At 33.8% G+C, this 14737-nt stretch carries 14 protein-coding genes; 7 read left to right on the top strand and 7 right to left on the bottom strand.

What is annotated here, in order from left to right:
* Positions 1-218 precede the first annotated feature (218 nt).
* Genes AD998_10455 through AD998_10445 form a run of 3 tightly spaced genes read right to left on the bottom strand, consistent with a single transcriptional unit; the run spans position 219 to position 2566 of the window.
* Positions 219-1007, bottom strand: coding sequence for a hypothetical protein (locus tag AD998_10455; protein KOY88148.1), 789 nt, complete (start codon positions 1005-1007; stop codon positions 219-221).
* A 46-nt stretch (positions 1008-1053) separates the two neighbouring features.
* Positions 1054-1971: a gliding motility-associated ABC transporter ATP-binding subunit GldA gene (locus tag AD998_10450; protein ID KOY86509.1), complete on the bottom strand. Its 918-nt coding sequence runs from the start codon at positions 1969-1971 to the stop codon at positions 1054-1056.
* A gap of 34 nt (positions 1972-2005) precedes the next feature.
* Positions 2006-2566 (bottom strand): peptidyl-tRNA hydrolase, encoded by a 561-nt coding sequence (locus tag AD998_10445; GenBank protein ID KOY86508.1) that lies wholly within the window; start codon positions 2564-2566, stop codon positions 2006-2008.
* A 221-nt stretch (positions 2567-2787) separates the two neighbouring features.
* Between AD998_10445 and AD998_10440 the strand changes: the two genes are divergently transcribed.
* The 3 genes from AD998_10440 to AD998_10430 all read left to right on the top strand — a co-directional run bounded on the left by AD998_10440 (position 2788) and on the right by AD998_10430 (position 6457).
* Positions 2788-4254, top strand: coding sequence for an amino acid permease (locus tag AD998_10440; protein ID KOY86507.1), 1467 nt, complete (start codon positions 2788-2790; stop codon positions 4252-4254).
* Between the two features lie 147 nt (positions 4255-4401).
* Positions 4402-5928 carry a hypothetical protein gene (locus tag AD998_10435; protein KOY86506.1) on the top strand — a complete coding sequence of 509 codons (1527 nt, stop codon included), beginning with the start codon at positions 4402-4404 and terminating at the stop codon, positions 5926-5928.
* A 55-nt stretch (positions 5929-5983) separates the two neighbouring features.
* A complete protein-coding gene (locus AD998_10430; protein ID KOY88147.1) occupies positions 5984-6457 on the top strand; it encodes a hypothetical protein in 474 nt (157 codons plus the stop codon).
* 8 nt (positions 6458-6465) lie between these two features.
* Here the strand turns inward: AD998_10430 and AD998_10425 are convergent, their stop codons facing one another.
* Positions 6466-6972 carry a hypothetical protein gene (locus AD998_10425; protein ID KOY86505.1) on the bottom strand — a complete coding sequence of 169 codons (507 nt, stop codon included), beginning with the start codon at positions 6970-6972 and terminating at the stop codon, positions 6466-6468.
* Between the two features lie 8 nt (positions 6973-6980).
* Positions 6981-7400: a hypothetical protein gene (locus AD998_10420; GenBank protein KOY86504.1), complete on the bottom strand. Its 420-nt coding sequence runs from the start codon at positions 7398-7400 to the stop codon at positions 6981-6983.
* Positions 7401-7466: 66 nt separating this feature from the next.
* Between AD998_10420 and AD998_10415 the strand changes: the two genes are divergently transcribed.
* Positions 7467-8072, top strand: coding sequence for a hypothetical protein (locus AD998_10415; GenBank protein KOY86503.1), 606 nt, complete (start codon positions 7467-7469; stop codon positions 8070-8072).
* A 4-nt stretch (positions 8073-8076) separates the two neighbouring features.
* On the opposite strand, the gene AD998_10410 is transcribed toward AD998_10415, so the two are convergent.
* Entirely contained in the window at positions 8077-9000 is a 924-nt protein-coding gene (locus tag AD998_10410) for a LysR family transcriptional regulator (GenBank protein ID KOY86502.1), read from the bottom strand.
* A gap of 95 nt (positions 9001-9095) precedes the next feature.
* On the opposite strand from AD998_10410, the gene AD998_10405 reads away from it, so the two are divergent.
* Positions 9096-10061, top strand: a complete 966-nt coding sequence (locus tag AD998_10405; GenBank protein KOY86501.1) for a permease — start codon at positions 9096-9098, stop codon at positions 10059-10061.
* Positions 10062-10111: 50 nt separating this feature from the next.
* Here the strand turns inward: AD998_10405 and AD998_10400 are convergent, their stop codons facing one another.
* Entirely contained in the window at positions 10112-12280 is a 2169-nt protein-coding gene (locus tag AD998_10400) for a polynucleotide phosphorylase (protein ID KOY86500.1), read from the bottom strand.
* 336 nt (positions 12281-12616) lie between these two features.
* Here AD998_10400 and AD998_10395 point away from each other — a divergent pair, with 336 nt between their 5' ends.
* Together AD998_10395 and AD998_10390 are read left to right on the top strand one after the other, a co-directional pair.
* On the top strand, positions 12617-14047 hold the full coding sequence (locus AD998_10395; protein ID KOY86499.1) for a hypothetical protein: 1431 nt from the start codon (positions 12617-12619) through the stop codon (positions 14045-14047).
* Positions 14044-14700: a lipoprotein ABC transporter ATP-binding protein gene (locus AD998_10390; protein ID KOY86498.1), complete on the top strand. Its 657-nt coding sequence runs from the start codon at positions 14044-14046 to the stop codon at positions 14698-14700. Before AD998_10395 ends, AD998_10390 begins: the two co-directional genes overlap by 4 nt.
* Positions 14701-14737: the final 37 nt, after the last annotated feature.

The following is a 14737-nucleotide window of genomic DNA, read 5'->3' as shown; positions in this document are numbered from 1 at the left end:
TCAGAAAAGAGTCTTATACCTTTATAAAATTTGATTAAAATTTATTATTAACAAATAATTTTGTGTTAAAATTTTAAATATTAGAATATTATTCTTATTAAATATATTATTTTAGCAAAGATATATTATTTTAGCAATAAAATTTAGTTATTAAAAAACAAAAACGCTGTTGAATTAATCTCAACAGCGTTTTTAGTAGTTTTCTAATATTGTTACATTTACCCTTTAAAGAAGGCAATGGTTTCATCTACCAATTCATCTGTGTGAACAGGCAATAAATCATTTGTATAAGGTTCCTTGCCTCCAAAAGTATGGTCAGCATCTTCTAAAAGAATTAGTGTGGCATTTTTAGCCCAATCTTTGAGATTTTCGGAGCTTTTTGGAGAAACAGAAGTATCATTTTTACCATGTATTAGCAATAATGGTACCTGTAGATTAGAAATTTTATGTTTTATATCAAACCTTTGAGAGTTTCTGAGTAAGTCTTCATAAACTTCCCTGTAAATAGGCATATTTTGTTTTGTACGAGCATTTTCAATATAAATTACTCCATTTCTTTCAATTTCTTCAATACGTTCTTTATTGAATAAGAATCCACTCTCACTAATAGAAGCCCAAGTTGTTACTTTCTTCACACGACTATCTTCCGATGCCTTTAGTATGACAAGTCCTCCTCCTCTACTATGCCCAACGAGATACAATTCTTGTAAATTTGTATTCGCCTTGAACAAGTAATCCTCTGAAAAGAAATAATTAATAGCATCATCAATATCATGTAAGTCTTTGGAAAAAGTCTGATGTCCAAAGGCTTCTAAATCTACAAAATTTCGTTTATCCGTAGGTGAAGTGCCATTATGAGAAAGATTAATTTTGGCAAAAATAAATCCGTTGCGAGCAAATTCATCTGCTATCAAATTAAAATGTCCCCAATCTTTAAATCCTTTAAATCCGTGTACAAAAATCACAAGTGGCTTAGTTTCATCATCTAAAACTAAGCGAATATCCATTCCAATAGATTTATGATGGTGTGATGAAGCTATTTGTAGTTCTTGTTTAAAGAGTGGTTCCTGTGAGTTCTCTGAATACATTTTCTAAGTTTTTTTCTTCTTGTTTTATTTCTAGTATCGTCCAGTTTTCTTGCGTTGCTAATTTAAATATTTCTGCTCGAATATCATTATCATGTAAAGTTCTTATTTCCCAAATTGTGGAACTCAAAGCTTTCAAGCTTTTGATTCCTTGTATTTTTTGATTTAAGGTGTCAACATCAATACTTTCTGTAAATTCCACTCGCAAGATACGTTCTTTTTGAGATAATGTTTTAATTTCTTCTACAGGAGCATCCGCTACAATTTTCCCTAGATGGATAATGACTACTTTATCACAAATAGCTTGTACTTCTTGCATGATGTGTGTAGAAAGTATAATTGTTTTATTTTCAGACACTTGTTTAATTAGTTGCCTAATTTCTACAATCTGATTGGGGTCGAGTCCTGTGGTAGGTTCATCTAAAATCAGAACAGGAGGATTATGAATGAGAGCTTGTGCCAAGCCAACCCTTTGTCTATACCCTTTTGAGAGCATTCCTATTTTTTTGTGTTGCTCACGCCCCAAACCACACATTTCTACTACTTCTGCAATCCTTGTATCTAACTTTTGTGATATTTGATGAATTTTACCAATAAAACTCAAATATTCCTTCACATACATATCTAAATACAGCGGATTGTGTTCAGGTAAATACCCAATACACTTTTGAGCCTCTTTGATATGTGTATTTACGTCAAAACCAGCTACTTCTATTGTACCAGATGTTGCAGCAATATAGCCTGTAGCTATTTTCATGGTCGTTGATTTACCTGCTCCATTAGGTCCCAAAAAGCCTACAATTTTCCCTGTTTCAGCCTCAAAACTGATATTATCAACTGCTTTTTGCTTGTTGTATATTTTAGTAAGATTTTTGACGCTTATCATAAGTGAATTTATGTTACTTCCTCTTCCCTCTTTTTTATTTATTAAATTTATTCATGGCATTGCTGACCCCTTCTAAACAAAAACTCAGTACAGCATTAGAGGCAGTTTCTAATATTTTTTCTAAATCTTTTTGTTCATCTTCATTAAACGGGCTTAAAACATAGTCTGCTTGAGCTCCTTTTGGGAAATCGCTTCCTACCCCCATACGTAAACGAGCATAATCTTGGCTATTGATAGTTGCTTGAATGCTTTTTAAGCCGTTATGTCCTCCATCAGAGCCTTTGGCTCTCAAGCGTAATTTTCCAAATGGCAGAGCCAAATCATCTGTAATTACCAAAATTTGCTCTAAAGGTACTTTTAATTCTTGCATCCAATAATTTACAGTCTTGCCACTTAGGTTCATGTATGTGGAGGGTTTCACTAAATAAATATGTTTTCCTTTGTGTTTAAAATCCACCACATCTGCCAAACGTCCAGTCTGAAAAGTAACATCTTTCGTTTTGGCAAGAGCATCCACCACCATAAAGCCTATATTATGCCGTGTATGGGCATATTCAGCACCTATATTTCCCAAACCTACGATTAAATACTTCATAGTTTTTGTATCTCAAAAATCTAAAAAGTTGCAAGCTATGTTTTTCCTGCTTTTATAACAAGTATTGTTCTCAAAAAATTGACGAGAATGAAAAAATCCAAAAAAAGTTTTAAAAAATACTATTATTTTTTCAAAACTCTTTAAATTGCATCCTCAATTGGGAGACATCTCCCAATTTTTATGTTTAATTGTTTTAGTTTTCATAATAAAATTTTGTAGTAATGTCTCAATCGATTTGGAGAAAAAAACCTATCAGTGCTTTTGAAGCTGATATGAAAAAAAGTAACCTCAATAGAGTATTAGGCAAATGGAGTTTAACAGCCATTGGTATCGGTGCTATTATTGGTGGTGGTATCTTTGTACTTACGGGTACGGCTGCTCACTACCATGCAGGACCAGCCTTGGCTTTATCTTTTGTGGTAGCTGGTATAGCTTGTATTTTTGCTGCACTTTGTTATGCTGAGTTTGCTTCCATGTTGCCTGTTGAGGGCTCTGCTTATGCATATGCGTATGGTACTGTTGGAGAGTTGTTTGCTTGGCTGATTGGTTGGGGACTTATTTTGGAGTATGGTATGGGAGCTATGACGGTGGCAGTCAGTTGGTCAGGATATTTTAGTAAACTATTAAAACTATTTAGTATTACTTTACCTCCTTATCTCACCAATGACCCAATGTCATATTCAAAATTAGGAGAGACAGGATTCTCTGTGAATTTACCTGCATTCCTGATTGTTTGGGTTGTTACATCTATTTTAGTAAAGGGTATCAAAGAAGCTGCAAGTGCAAATAATCTTATTGTGGTATTGAAAGTAGCTGCTGTATTATTTGTAATTTTTGTTGGAATGTTTTCTATTGTTCCTGAGAACTGGACTCCTTTCATTCCTGATGCAAAAGAGATTATTGGAGAAGATGGCAAACCACATTCTGCGTATGGTATTGGGGGTATTTTTGGTGGAGCAGCTGCAATTTTCTTTGCTTATATTGGTTTTGATGCCGTTTCTACGCAAGCAGGTGAAGCTATCAATCCTAAGAAAGATATACCCTTTGCAATTATTGCTTCATTACTCATTTGTACAGTATTGTATATTGCTGTTTCTTTGGTGCTTACAGGTATGATGCACTATGAAAAAGACATTGTAGGCGATGCTTTGAAAGCCCCTGTAGCTGCTGCTTTTGATAAGGCTGGTAAACCTTGGGCTATGTATATTGTTACAGCCGCTGCAACAGCAGGTCTTATTTCAGTAATGCTTGTAATGATGCTTGGACAAACAAGAATTTTCTTGGGTATGGCAAAAGATGGTTTATTACCTAATTTTTTCAAAGAAATTCATGAAAAGTTCAAAACACCTTACAAAAGTACACTTTTGGTAGGTTTAGTAGTTTCTGTTGTAGCAGCATTTACTCCAATTTCTGTTTTGGGTGATATGACAAGCTTTGGAACTTTGTTTGCTTTCGCAATGGTTTGTGGTGCTGTATGGTTACTTCGTATACGTGAACCACAATTAGAACGTGGCTTTAAAGTACCTGCCTTACCCGTGATTGCTGTTTTAGGTATTTTAACAAATGTGTTCTTGATTGTAAATCTGAATCCTTTAGCTCAAAAATTAGCTACTGGTTGGCTTGTAGTTGGTGTGTTGGTATATTTTGCTTATGGAAAACGTAATAGCCATTTAGAAAAGAATGTATAGATATAAATTATCATAATAAAAAAGGACTCAAAATTGAGTCCTTTTTTATTTATTACAAACAAATATAAATTCTTGTCAAGAAAATTTTGTATTTTTTGGCTACCTTTTTTATTTGCAGAGTATTTATAATAAATTCAATTGGTTTGCATGAAAATTATATTTTATATCTTCTTATTTTTATTTTCTATTTCATTGTGGGCAACTCCTACTGATACACTATTATTACCTCGTAGAGGAGCTACCCAAGTGCCAACCAATACTCGTTTACAAATTTATTTCAATGAACCTATTCAAAAAGGAATAGGTAATATTTCTGTCTATGATGGCTCAAGTAATAATCTGATTTTTAGTATCCCTGTTAGTTGTACTTGTGTAGAAATTATAAATAATAAGGCTGTGATTATACTGCCTTCTATGTTATCAACCAATCAGGTAATTTTTGTAAAAATTCTTTCTGGTGTATTCAAAAATTTGAGTAGTGAGCCTTTTATTGGTTTTAATTCCAATACAGAATGGCGTTTTACAACAGCTAATGGCCTCATTATGAATCAGTCTTTTAATCCTACAAACAATAGCTCCTGTATATCCATTAAGCAAAGTTCTTTTCAGATAGGTGTATCAGGCAATGTAAGTATCAATTCAAGTTTTGTCGGAAAAATCTCTATCTACGCAAAGAATAATGGTATTTTACATGACAAAATATATGTAAACTCCAATCAAGTTGTTGCCAATAATACCAATACTATTACTTTTACTACTAATAAACCTTTTCTTCCATCCACAGAATACTATATACTTATAGACCCTGTGAGTTTTATAGGTGCAGGAGGAAGCGTTTATGAAGGCATTTATGATGCTAATACTTGGACTTTCAGAACATCCGAAGATAAAGCTTTAGCAAACCATGTAGAAAAATGTGGTTTAGGAAAAGTTACGTTAAAAGCTTCTTACAATAGAGAGCGTGTACAATACCGATGGTACAAAACTGCCACAGGTGGTGAACCTATTTCTAATGAAGCAGGACAACCTGTTGATAGTAGCGAGTTTACTACCAGTATAGAAAATTCTACAACTTATTATGTCTGTGTTTTCTCTAATGGTTGTTTGAGTTATGAGAGAACACCTATCAATATCACTATCAAGCCTACACCCAATAGTACTTTGCCTTTGCCCGAAATGCGTGTTGGTAAGGGTACTTATGTACAATTAGAAGCCAATGGTGGAGAAATATATAGTTGGTTACCTACTGATGGACTTTCAAACCCTAATATAGCAAATCCATTAGTTTATGTAGATAGTGATTCTCTTTGCTATACTGTAACTATCACCAATAATGTGGGTTGTAGCACTCAAAAAACAGTCTGTTTAAAAGCAGATAATGGAGAAAAAGATTTGTTTATTCCATCCCTATTTTCGCCTAATGATGATGGTATTCATGATTTATTGAGAATAAAAGGAAAAAATATTACTGAAGTAGATTGGAGTATTTATGACTCTCAAGGAAAGCTCCTTTATAGAACACAAAACCTTTCGGATGCTCTTAATAGAGGCTGGGATGGTACATTTCAGGGTAAACCCATGCCCAGTGATGTATATGTGTGGACATTGGTGGGCAGATTTTCTGATGGTTCGTCCTTTTCCCAAAAGGCAGGAAGTGTATTACTAATTCGATAAATCTTCAAACATTTTGAGATGAGTATTGTTTAAATTGGAAAGTTTGAATTTTTCCATGACACAATCTCTATTTTTTAAAGCTTTTCTTTGTGCAATTCTTTGTTTAACCTTAGGCATTGCCAGTGGTTTCAGCACCACCGAATCCATCCAAAATTGGTATGTTTTCATCAATAAACCTTCTTGGAATCCACCCAACTGGCTTTTTGGTCCTGTTTGGACAGTCTTATATATTTGTATGGGTATTGCTTTGGGTATTGTTTGGCACAACAAGCACTTTCTTCAAAAAAAGGCTGTTACATTATTTTTAATTCAATTTGTGCTAAATCTTTGTTGGTCTGTTATTTTTTTTAATTTTCATCAAGTTGGATGGGCTTTTGTAGAAATCCTTATCATGCTCATAATGATAGTCGCTACAATTTATCATTTTTACCAAATCAAGAAGGTTGCAGGGATTTTACTCATTCCTTATTTGATTTGGGTAAGTTTTGCAACAGTTCTCAACGGAACTATTTGGCAGTTAAATAGTTAAGTATTAATTTATACATTCTCTTTCTCTAAAATTGCTTGAACAGCCTTTGGAGCAAATAAGGATTCTTTTTGGATTATTTTCTGGAGTTCTAAAAACCCTCCTATCAGGGCTTCGGGACGTGGTGGGCAACCTGGTACATACACATCTACAGGAATAATTCTATCCACGCCCTTAACAACGTGATAGCCATGCTCCCAGTAAGGTCCTCCACAGTTTGAGCAACTTCCCATAGAAATTACATAACGGGGTTCAGGCATTTGTTCATAAAGTCTTTTGATACGGTCTGCCATTTTAAATGTAACTGTTCCAGCCACTATCATCACATCAGACTGACGAGGTGAAACCCTTGGAATAACCCCAAATCTATCCAAATCGTAGTTGGAACTGTACGCTGCCATCATTTCTATGGCACAACAAGCCAGCCCAAAACCCATTGGAAATAAAGATGATAGCCTTGCCCAGTTGAGCAAATCATCTAATTTGGTGATAATGATGCCTCCTTCGCCTGTTTTCATGATACTTTTTACTTGTAAATATACGATTTTTTAACAACACTATAATCAGGATGTGGTTTCATTTGTTTATAAAAATATGTTACAATTTTTTTAACATTCTCGAAATCCATCACTTCACCTTCCAATACTTCTAAGCTTTCTCCTGTATTGGGATAATTATAAATAGTGGCTTTTTTGCTTGTGTCTGTGTCTTTTCTTTGGAATACAGCATTTTTGTTTATCCAACACTCTACCACAAACTGATTGTTTGCTCCAAAAACAGTTACTTTTTTCTCTGTATCTTTATGAAAAAGAACGCAATACAAACATATTTTATCTTTAGGATAAGGCTTATTTAAATAGTTTTCTAATTCTTCTGTAGAGAATTCTGTAACATACATATCATTTTCGCTGGCATAGTCAAATTGCCAGTCTTGAGGGCGATTCATAGGTTTTTATTTTTTTATAAAAATTTATAAATTTGTATTGCCTAAATATACAAGACAAAACATTCTATGAAAAAAGTTATTTATATTTTATTGATTAGCTCACTTTTTTGGGCTGTGGCATGCTATAAATGTGATGAAAGAGTAGAAAAACATCTATTCAGTCAACAAGATTATGAGTGGCAGATTTATGATTTGAATCAAATATACTCCTTTAAAAGTACTAAAACAGGAGAAGTTAAAACGTACAGTGTAATCAAGGCAGAAAAAAAGACACTTAGAAGCAATAGAGGAACTGATAAATGGGGATGTTTGATTGACCCACGCCAACAAGAAATGATTACTATAGAAATGGCTAATTCTGAGCAAAAGAGAATTATTTTGAAATATGAAGCATCTTCAAGCTATACAATGGAATCAAGAGCTTTGATATATATTACTTTTTCCAATTCCTCAACTTATCCCTCATACCCAATTGGTTACATCAATAAAAATCAAAGTACATTTGTAAATGCTCAACCTATTTCTCCTGATTATTCTATTATTTTTTATAATCAATTGGATGTGAATGGTTTTACTTATCAAAATGTATATAAAACGTCTGATTATTATTATTCAAAAACATGGGGAATTATTCAGTTTACAGTTAATGGCGAAACTTGGCAACGAGTTTAGTTTTTCACTTAAACATCTCAAAATTAAAGTATTTCTGAACAATTTTAGATTTTTGTTCTTGCAAATATTTTGTAAACATTTCTGCAACAGGTGATAATTTTTTTCTTTTGAGCCAAATCAAATCCCATGTAGTTTGAATGGGTAAGCCTTTGATGGGTATAATCTTGAGTTCTCCTGATAAAAGTTCGTTTTTGATACCAATAATGGGCATAATTGAAACGCCTAATCCTGCCAAAATTGCTTGTTTAACAGCCTCATTACTTGTTAATTCTATTTTTTTATAACTTTTTACCTGATGATTCATCATGAAGCGTTCCATTGTGAGTCTTGTCCCTGAACCATTTTCTCTATAAATGAGAGGTATATGCTCCAAGATAGCAAAAAGCTCTAATTCTTCTTTGATTTGCGTTTCTCCATTTCCAACTAAAAACAATTTATTTTCTAAAAGTTCTATCTTATGTAAAGCCATATTTTCGGGCAGAATAGAAACCAAAGAGAAATCTACTTCATTTTCTTCAAGACTTTCTATCACTTGTGCTTTGTTGGTTACATCCATGACAAGCTCTACACCCTGATATTTTTTTAGGAAATCTGTAAGAAAATAAGGCATGACGTATTTGCCTGTTGAAACCACCGAAATAGTAAGTCTCCCTGTAATTTGTCCTTTGTAGGCAAGCGTTTTATGATTGATTGTAGTTACTTCGTTGAGGATATTCTTGGCAGCTTCGGCTATTTCTTTCCCAAAATCTGTAATAAATATCTTTCGCCCTATCGTTTCTGTAAGTGGTATATCAAATTGGTCTTGAAAGTTTTTGAGTTGAATAGAAACTGCAGGTTGTGTAAGATGCAATTCTTGAGCAGCTTTCGTAACACTTTTGTATTCAGCTACTTTTAAGAAAATTTTTAGTTGATTCAATGTATAGTTCATAAATAAATTTTATAATCAACATTTCAAATATAAATAAAAAGTTATAAAAAAAATATCAGAGTTTTGCAGCAACAAAAATTTATTTATCAAAATTTATGAATTTCGACCTTCTCATAGAAAATTTAACAAATCCAGCTCTTTTATTTTTTGTTTTAGGAATTGTAGCTGTTTATGTAAAAAGTGACTTAGAAATCCCTCCTAACTCTTCAAAATTTATTTCGTTGTATCTTCTTTTTTGCATAGGCTTCAAAGGTGGACAAGAATTAGCTCATGAGCATTTTACTCTTGAAATTATGTGGTCTATGCTTTTTGGAATAGCCCTTTCAGCAGGTGTGGCTACTTATACATTCTTTATTTTAAAACGCAAATTGAGTGTTTTTGATGCAGGGGCAGTTGCCGCAGCCTATGGTTCTGTAAGTGCTGTAACATTTGTAACAGCAACAAATTATTTAGAATCGCAACAAATGTCTGTACATGGACACATGGTGGCTATCATGGCTCTGATGGAGTCTCCTGCTATTATTGTGGGGCTTATCCTTATTTCAATATTTTATAAAGGCAATGATGTTGAAAAGATAAAGAAAAGACATGCTCTCAAGCACTCGTTTACAAATGGTAGTGTACTTCTAATATTAGGAAGCCTTGTTATAGGCTTCATAGCAAGCCAAAAGCATGCAGAAGGTATCAAACCTTTTACCACAGATATATTCAAAGGTTTTTTAGCTATATTTCTATTGGATATGGGGATAGCAAGTGGAAGAAATCTGAATAGTTTTATGTCAAATGGTATTTTTCCGTTGATATTCGCTATTGTTGTTCCTTTGTTTAATGGTGTGGTAATCAGCCTGATTAGTTCCGCTATCACAGACGATATTAGTAATCGTTTTATGTTTGGAGTACTTGCAGCCAGTGCTTCTTATATTGCTGTACCTGCTGCCATGAAAATAGCTGTACCCAAAGCCAACCCTGGTTTATTTTTACCTATGACATTAGCCATTACCTTTCCTGTTAATATTACTATTGGAATGCCCTTGTATTTTTGGATTGCAAGCAATTATTAATTTTTTTTATAAAAAACAAATCCCTATCGATTGATAGGGATTTTACTTCGTTATTTATTTTCTGCACTACCTTCATTGGGAGTAGGCTCTTTTTCTTTCTTTTCAGGCTTGGGTAACAATGCCTTACGAGAAAGTTTGTATTTGCCTGTTTTTTTATCAACTTCAATCAGTTTTACTGTCACTTCTTCTCCTATTTCGAGTACTCCGTCCATTTTTTCCAATCTTTCCCATTTGATTTCAGAAATATGAAGTAAACCATCTTTGTTAGGCATAAACTCAACAAAAGCACCAAAAGGTTGGATATTTTTTACCTTTCCTGTATAGATTTCTCCAATTTCAGGAACAGCAACTATACCTTTTACTCGATTTTTCGCTATCTCTAACGATTCGCCATTGGTAGCAAAAATATTAACATACCCACCATCTTCTTTTTCTTCAATCACAATGGTAGCTCCACTCATTTTTTGAATTTCCTGAATAACTTTACCACCTGGACCAATAATAGCTCCAATTTGGTCTTTTTCTATTCTAATCACCTCAATACGTGGTGCATGAGATTTCATTTCGGTTTTAGGTTTTTCGATGGCTTGTTTCATGATACCTAAAATATGCAATCTTCCTTGGCGAGCTTGGTCTAAAGCTTGTGCAAGTACTTCAAAAGAAAGTCCATCTACTTTGATATCCATTTGGCAAGCTGTGATACCATTTTCAGTACCCACCACTTTAAAATCCATATCTCCCAAATGGTCTTCATCACCTAAAATATCTGAAAGAACAATGTATTTACCTGTTTTTGAGTCAGAAATCATGCCCATTGCAATACCCGCTACAGGAGCTTTAATTTGCACCCCTGCATCCATGAGAGCAAGTGTACCAGCACATACAGTAGCCATAGAAGAAGAACCATTCGATTCTAAAATATCAGATACTACACGCAATACATAAGGATTTTCAGATTCTGGAGGCAATACCATTTTCAGACCTCTTTGAGCCAAGTTTCCATGTCCTATTTCACGTCTGCCTGGTCCTCTGTTGGGCTTTATTTCACCTGTAGAGAACGAAGGGAAATTATAATGTAAAAGAAAACGTTCAAAACCTTTTTGAGTAGTAAGGTCTATCATTTTCTCATCCAATTTTGTTCCTAAAGTTACCGTAGTAAGCGACTGTGTTTCACCTCTTGTAAAAAGAGCCGAACCATGAGCCATAGGCAAATAGTCTATTTCACACCAAATTGGACGTATTTCGTCAGCTTTTCTACCATCCAAACGAACTTTCTCATCAAGAGCTAAATTACGAGCAGCTGCCTTTTGGATATCGTGTAAATATTTATTGGCAAGGTATAAATCTATGTTATGATCTTCAGGAAGGGAGTTGTAGAATTCGTCTTCTACAGCTTTGAAGGATTTTTTACGAAGGTCTTTGTTATCTTGGAGGAGTTTGGCTACTTCGTACATTTTTGAATAGTACTCATTCCAAATTTTTTCTTCTAATTCTTTGTCTTCTTTAAACTTAATGACACGCTTTTCTGTTTTTCCAGCTTTGGCTTCTAGTTCTTTTTGAGCAGCACACAAAAGTTTTATTTCTTGATGAGCTAATTGGAGTGCCTCTAACATCTCTTGTTCCGAAATTTCCATCATCTCCCCTTCTACCATCACTATATCTTTTTCAGATGCTCCAATCATCATGTCTAAAGTAGATTTAGCCATTTGTTCGGGTGTAGGATTGATGATGAGTTTTCCATCTACTTTCGCTACACGAACTTCAGCCATGGGTCCATTAAACGGCACATCCGAAACCATCACAGCAGCCGAAGCAGCAAGTCCAGCTAAGGCATCGGGCATTACTTCAGGGTCGTGAGAAATTAAAAATATGTTGATTTGTGTATCATTGTAATAATCGTCAGAGAACAAAGGACGCATGGCTCTATCTACCAAACGACTGATTAATACTTCTTGGTCAGAAAGTTTTCCTTCTCTTTTATTAAAGCCCCCAGGTATTCTACCCGCAGCAGCAAATTTTTCTTGATAATCTACAGAAAGAGGAAAGAAAGAAGGGTTTTCAGCAGCTTTTTCGTTGGAAACAACAGTAGCTAAAAGCATTGTGTTACCCATTCTTACTACTACAGAGCCATGAGCTTGCTTGGCTAACTTACCAGTTTCAATTGTAATTTCGCGTCCATCACTCAATGTAATTTTTTGGACAATCGGATTTGGAATCATAAAAACATCTTAACTTTTAAAAATCATGCCAAGTTATAGTTTTTATTTATGGTATGCAAAAAAATGTCTGTATCACCTTTTATAAACTTTTATAAATCTGAAAGTTTTCATTATTCAAAAAAAATATTTCATGTAATTTTCAGGTAATTTTTTTTGATTTTTTAAAACATTTTTATTAACATTGTGTCATAAGGTGTTATTTAAAGCTATTTGCTAAAAGTAAGTTTTTAAAGTTATTTTTATTTTTTGATAAAATTTGTCAAAATATTTCCATATAGGATTCTATTGTCTTTCATACAAAGCTCAATAAGCCTTAAATCATAAGCGTTTGTTAAAATGGCAAAATTAAAAAGTATAATCAAACAGCTCTCTAAACAAGACTATGAAATTCTTTATAGCAATTTGATGGAAAGCGGTGCTGATAAGTCAGCTCTTTTGCTACAAATGATGTATCAAGAGAAATCCTCCGACTCTAAAATCATGAAAGATTTGGGAGTTAATAGTAATGCTTATTATACACTTCGTTCTCGTCTCAACCAAAAAATCGAAGAATATCTTTTAGAACAAGTTGAAAACCCCAGAGCCGATTTATTAAAAAAAGTAGCCAATATTCCTGAAATTTTCTTTACAAAGAAAAGGACTATTGTGATTGCTACACTCAAAAAATTAGAAAAAGAGTTGTTAGACTACGATTTATCCAATGAACTGACTGTTGTTTATAAATCGCTTAAAAGGTTACATACCCATACTCCTGAATACTTTACTTATTCCCAACTCTACAACAAGCATATTGCCTATATGCTTTCTGTGGATAAAGTAGAATCTCTGATTAGTGATTATTTCAGAAAATATGGCAGCTATTTATTTTCCAGCAATGAAACGGAAAAATTAGAGATTACACTTATCAATAAAGAACTCATTTCTGTCAAAAACCTTTATGACTCACACAGACTTTATGTGTACCAGAGTTGTGTAGGAATTTTTCATCGTTTGTTTGTTGAAGAAAACGAATCTATGGACGAAGAACCCATAGAAAACATTTTAGCAAGGGTTCAGCAGATTTTTGATATGTATCAGATGGATACAATTTATCATCATTTAAAAATTGTATTTGAATATCTCAAGCTCGAATATTACAACCGTTATAAAGTTTACAGAAAAGCAGAAGATTATTTTGATGAAGTAAATGATTCTGTAAGTGCATTGATGTCAAATTATACACTCCATACTTACCCTGCTCGTTTCTTGTTTACAAAGCTTGAAAGAAGCCTTCGTTTGGGCATTCAACATGAATTATACACTGAGAATGGTATGTTATTTCAAGAATTCGAGATAGATATGGATGATGTGCCTAACTATGTGAGTTATGTAGCTTATAGAGCTCTATCATGTTATTATGCAGAAAAGTACGAAGAAGCTTCAAAATGGATTAATAACCTACTCAATGAAGTTTCTGTGAAAAAATACCCTTATGCATTGTTAGAAATCAAGATTATTCTTGCCATTCAATATGCAATCATGGAAGACAATGACTTATTGAATCAGCTTTTGGGTAGTATTCAAAGACAAATCAGATTATTAGGCAAGCAAAATTGCTTGTATGCGGCTGTTTTTGTGAAAGTTATTAAACTGATGAGTTCACAAGGAAAGAGTGAAAAACCTGACAAAGGCAAAGCTCTTTTGGAAAAGGCTCTTGCATTTAAAAGAACAGGCTTTGCACCTACTTCCTACATTAGAATTGACGAAAAGTTCTTCAAAATCAAATGATTACAGCCACCAATATTTGTAAGAACTATGGCAGTTTACAAGTGCTCAAAAATTTAAGTTTAGAAATTACCGAAGGAGAAATTGTTTCGATTATTGGAGCATCAGGTGCTGGAAAAAGCACCTTGCTTCATATTTTGGGCAGTTTGGATAAACCCGATTCTGGTAATATTTCTATTGCAGGAACATCTATTTTTGAACTTTCTGAAAAAAAATTAGCCAACTTCAGAAATACACACATTGGGTTTGTATTTCAGTTTCATAATCTTTTACCTGAGTTTACAGCCCTCGAAAATGTAGCCTTGCCTGCTCTTTTGGGTGGTAAAAAATCTCCAGAAGTGTATGAAAAAGCGGAACATCTTTTAGATACGTTGGGGTTAAAAGGCAGAGGTACACATTTGCCTTCTGAACTTTCGGGTGGTGAAGCCCAAAGAGTGGCTGTGGCAAGAGCCCTTATCAATCAACCTAAAGTAGTTTTTGCCGATGAACCCAGTGGTAACTTGGATTCTAAAAACGCTGAAGAATTACATCATCTTTTTTTTGATATTCGTAAGCAATTTAATACTACTTTTGTGATTGTAACCCATAGCCCTACACTATCACAAATGGCTGATAGAAGTATTCGCATCCAAGATGGAACAATTGTAAACAATTAAGGTTGTAGATGGAGTGAATCATGATTCGCCTCTACAA

The sequence above is a fragment of the bacterium 336/3 genome (assembly GCA_001281695.1).
Taxonomy (GTDB): domain Bacteria; phylum Bacteroidota; class Bacteroidia; order Cytophagales; family Thermonemataceae; genus Raineya.
Note: the sequence above shows the minus strand (reverse complement) of the source record. Positions and strands in the feature narration are given on the sequence as shown.

Excerpts from the sequence above, each read along its gene's own strand:
- AD998_10455 (KOY88148.1), bottom strand. The coding sequence starts at position 1,007 with ATGGATATTCGCTTAGTTTTAGATGATGAAACTAAGCCACTTGTGATT.
- AD998_10450 (KOY86509.1), bottom strand. The coding sequence starts at position 1,971 with ATGATAAGCGTCAAAAATCTTACTAAAATATACAACAAGCAAAAAGCA.
- AD998_10445 (KOY86508.1), bottom strand. The coding sequence starts at position 2,566 with ATGAAGTATTTAATCGTAGGTTTGGGAAATATAGGTGCTGAATATGCC.
- AD998_10440 (KOY86507.1), top strand. The coding sequence starts at position 2,788 with ATGTCTCAATCGATTTGGAGAAAAAAACCTATCAGTGCTTTTGAAGCT.
- AD998_10435 (KOY86506.1), top strand. The coding sequence starts at position 4,402 with ATGAAAATTATATTTTATATCTTCTTATTTTTATTTTCTATTTCATTG.
- AD998_10430 (KOY88147.1), top strand. The coding sequence starts at position 5,984 with ATGACACAATCTCTATTTTTTAAAGCTTTTCTTTGTGCAATTCTTTGT.
- AD998_10425 (KOY86505.1), bottom strand. The coding sequence starts at position 6,972 with ATGAAAACAGGCGAAGGAGGCATCATTATCACCAAATTAGATGATTTG.
- AD998_10420 (KOY86504.1), bottom strand. The coding sequence starts at position 7,400 with ATGAATCGCCCTCAAGACTGGCAATTTGACTATGCCAGCGAAAATGAT.
- AD998_10415 (KOY86503.1), top strand. The coding sequence starts at position 7,467 with ATGAAAAAAGTTATTTATATTTTATTGATTAGCTCACTTTTTTGGGCT.
- AD998_10410 (KOY86502.1), bottom strand. The coding sequence starts at position 9,000 with ATGAACTATACATTGAATCAACTAAAAATTTTCTTAAAAGTAGCTGAA.
- AD998_10405 (KOY86501.1), top strand. The coding sequence starts at position 9,096 with ATGAATTTCGACCTTCTCATAGAAAATTTAACAAATCCAGCTCTTTTA.
- AD998_10400 (KOY86500.1), bottom strand. The coding sequence starts at position 12,280 with ATGATTCCAAATCCGATTGTCCAAAAAATTACATTGAGTGATGGACGC.
- AD998_10395 (KOY86499.1), top strand. The coding sequence starts at position 12,617 with ATGGCAAAATTAAAAAGTATAATCAAACAGCTCTCTAAACAAGACTAT.
- AD998_10390 (KOY86498.1), top strand. The coding sequence starts at position 14,044 with ATGATTACAGCCACCAATATTTGTAAGAACTATGGCAGTTTACAAGTG.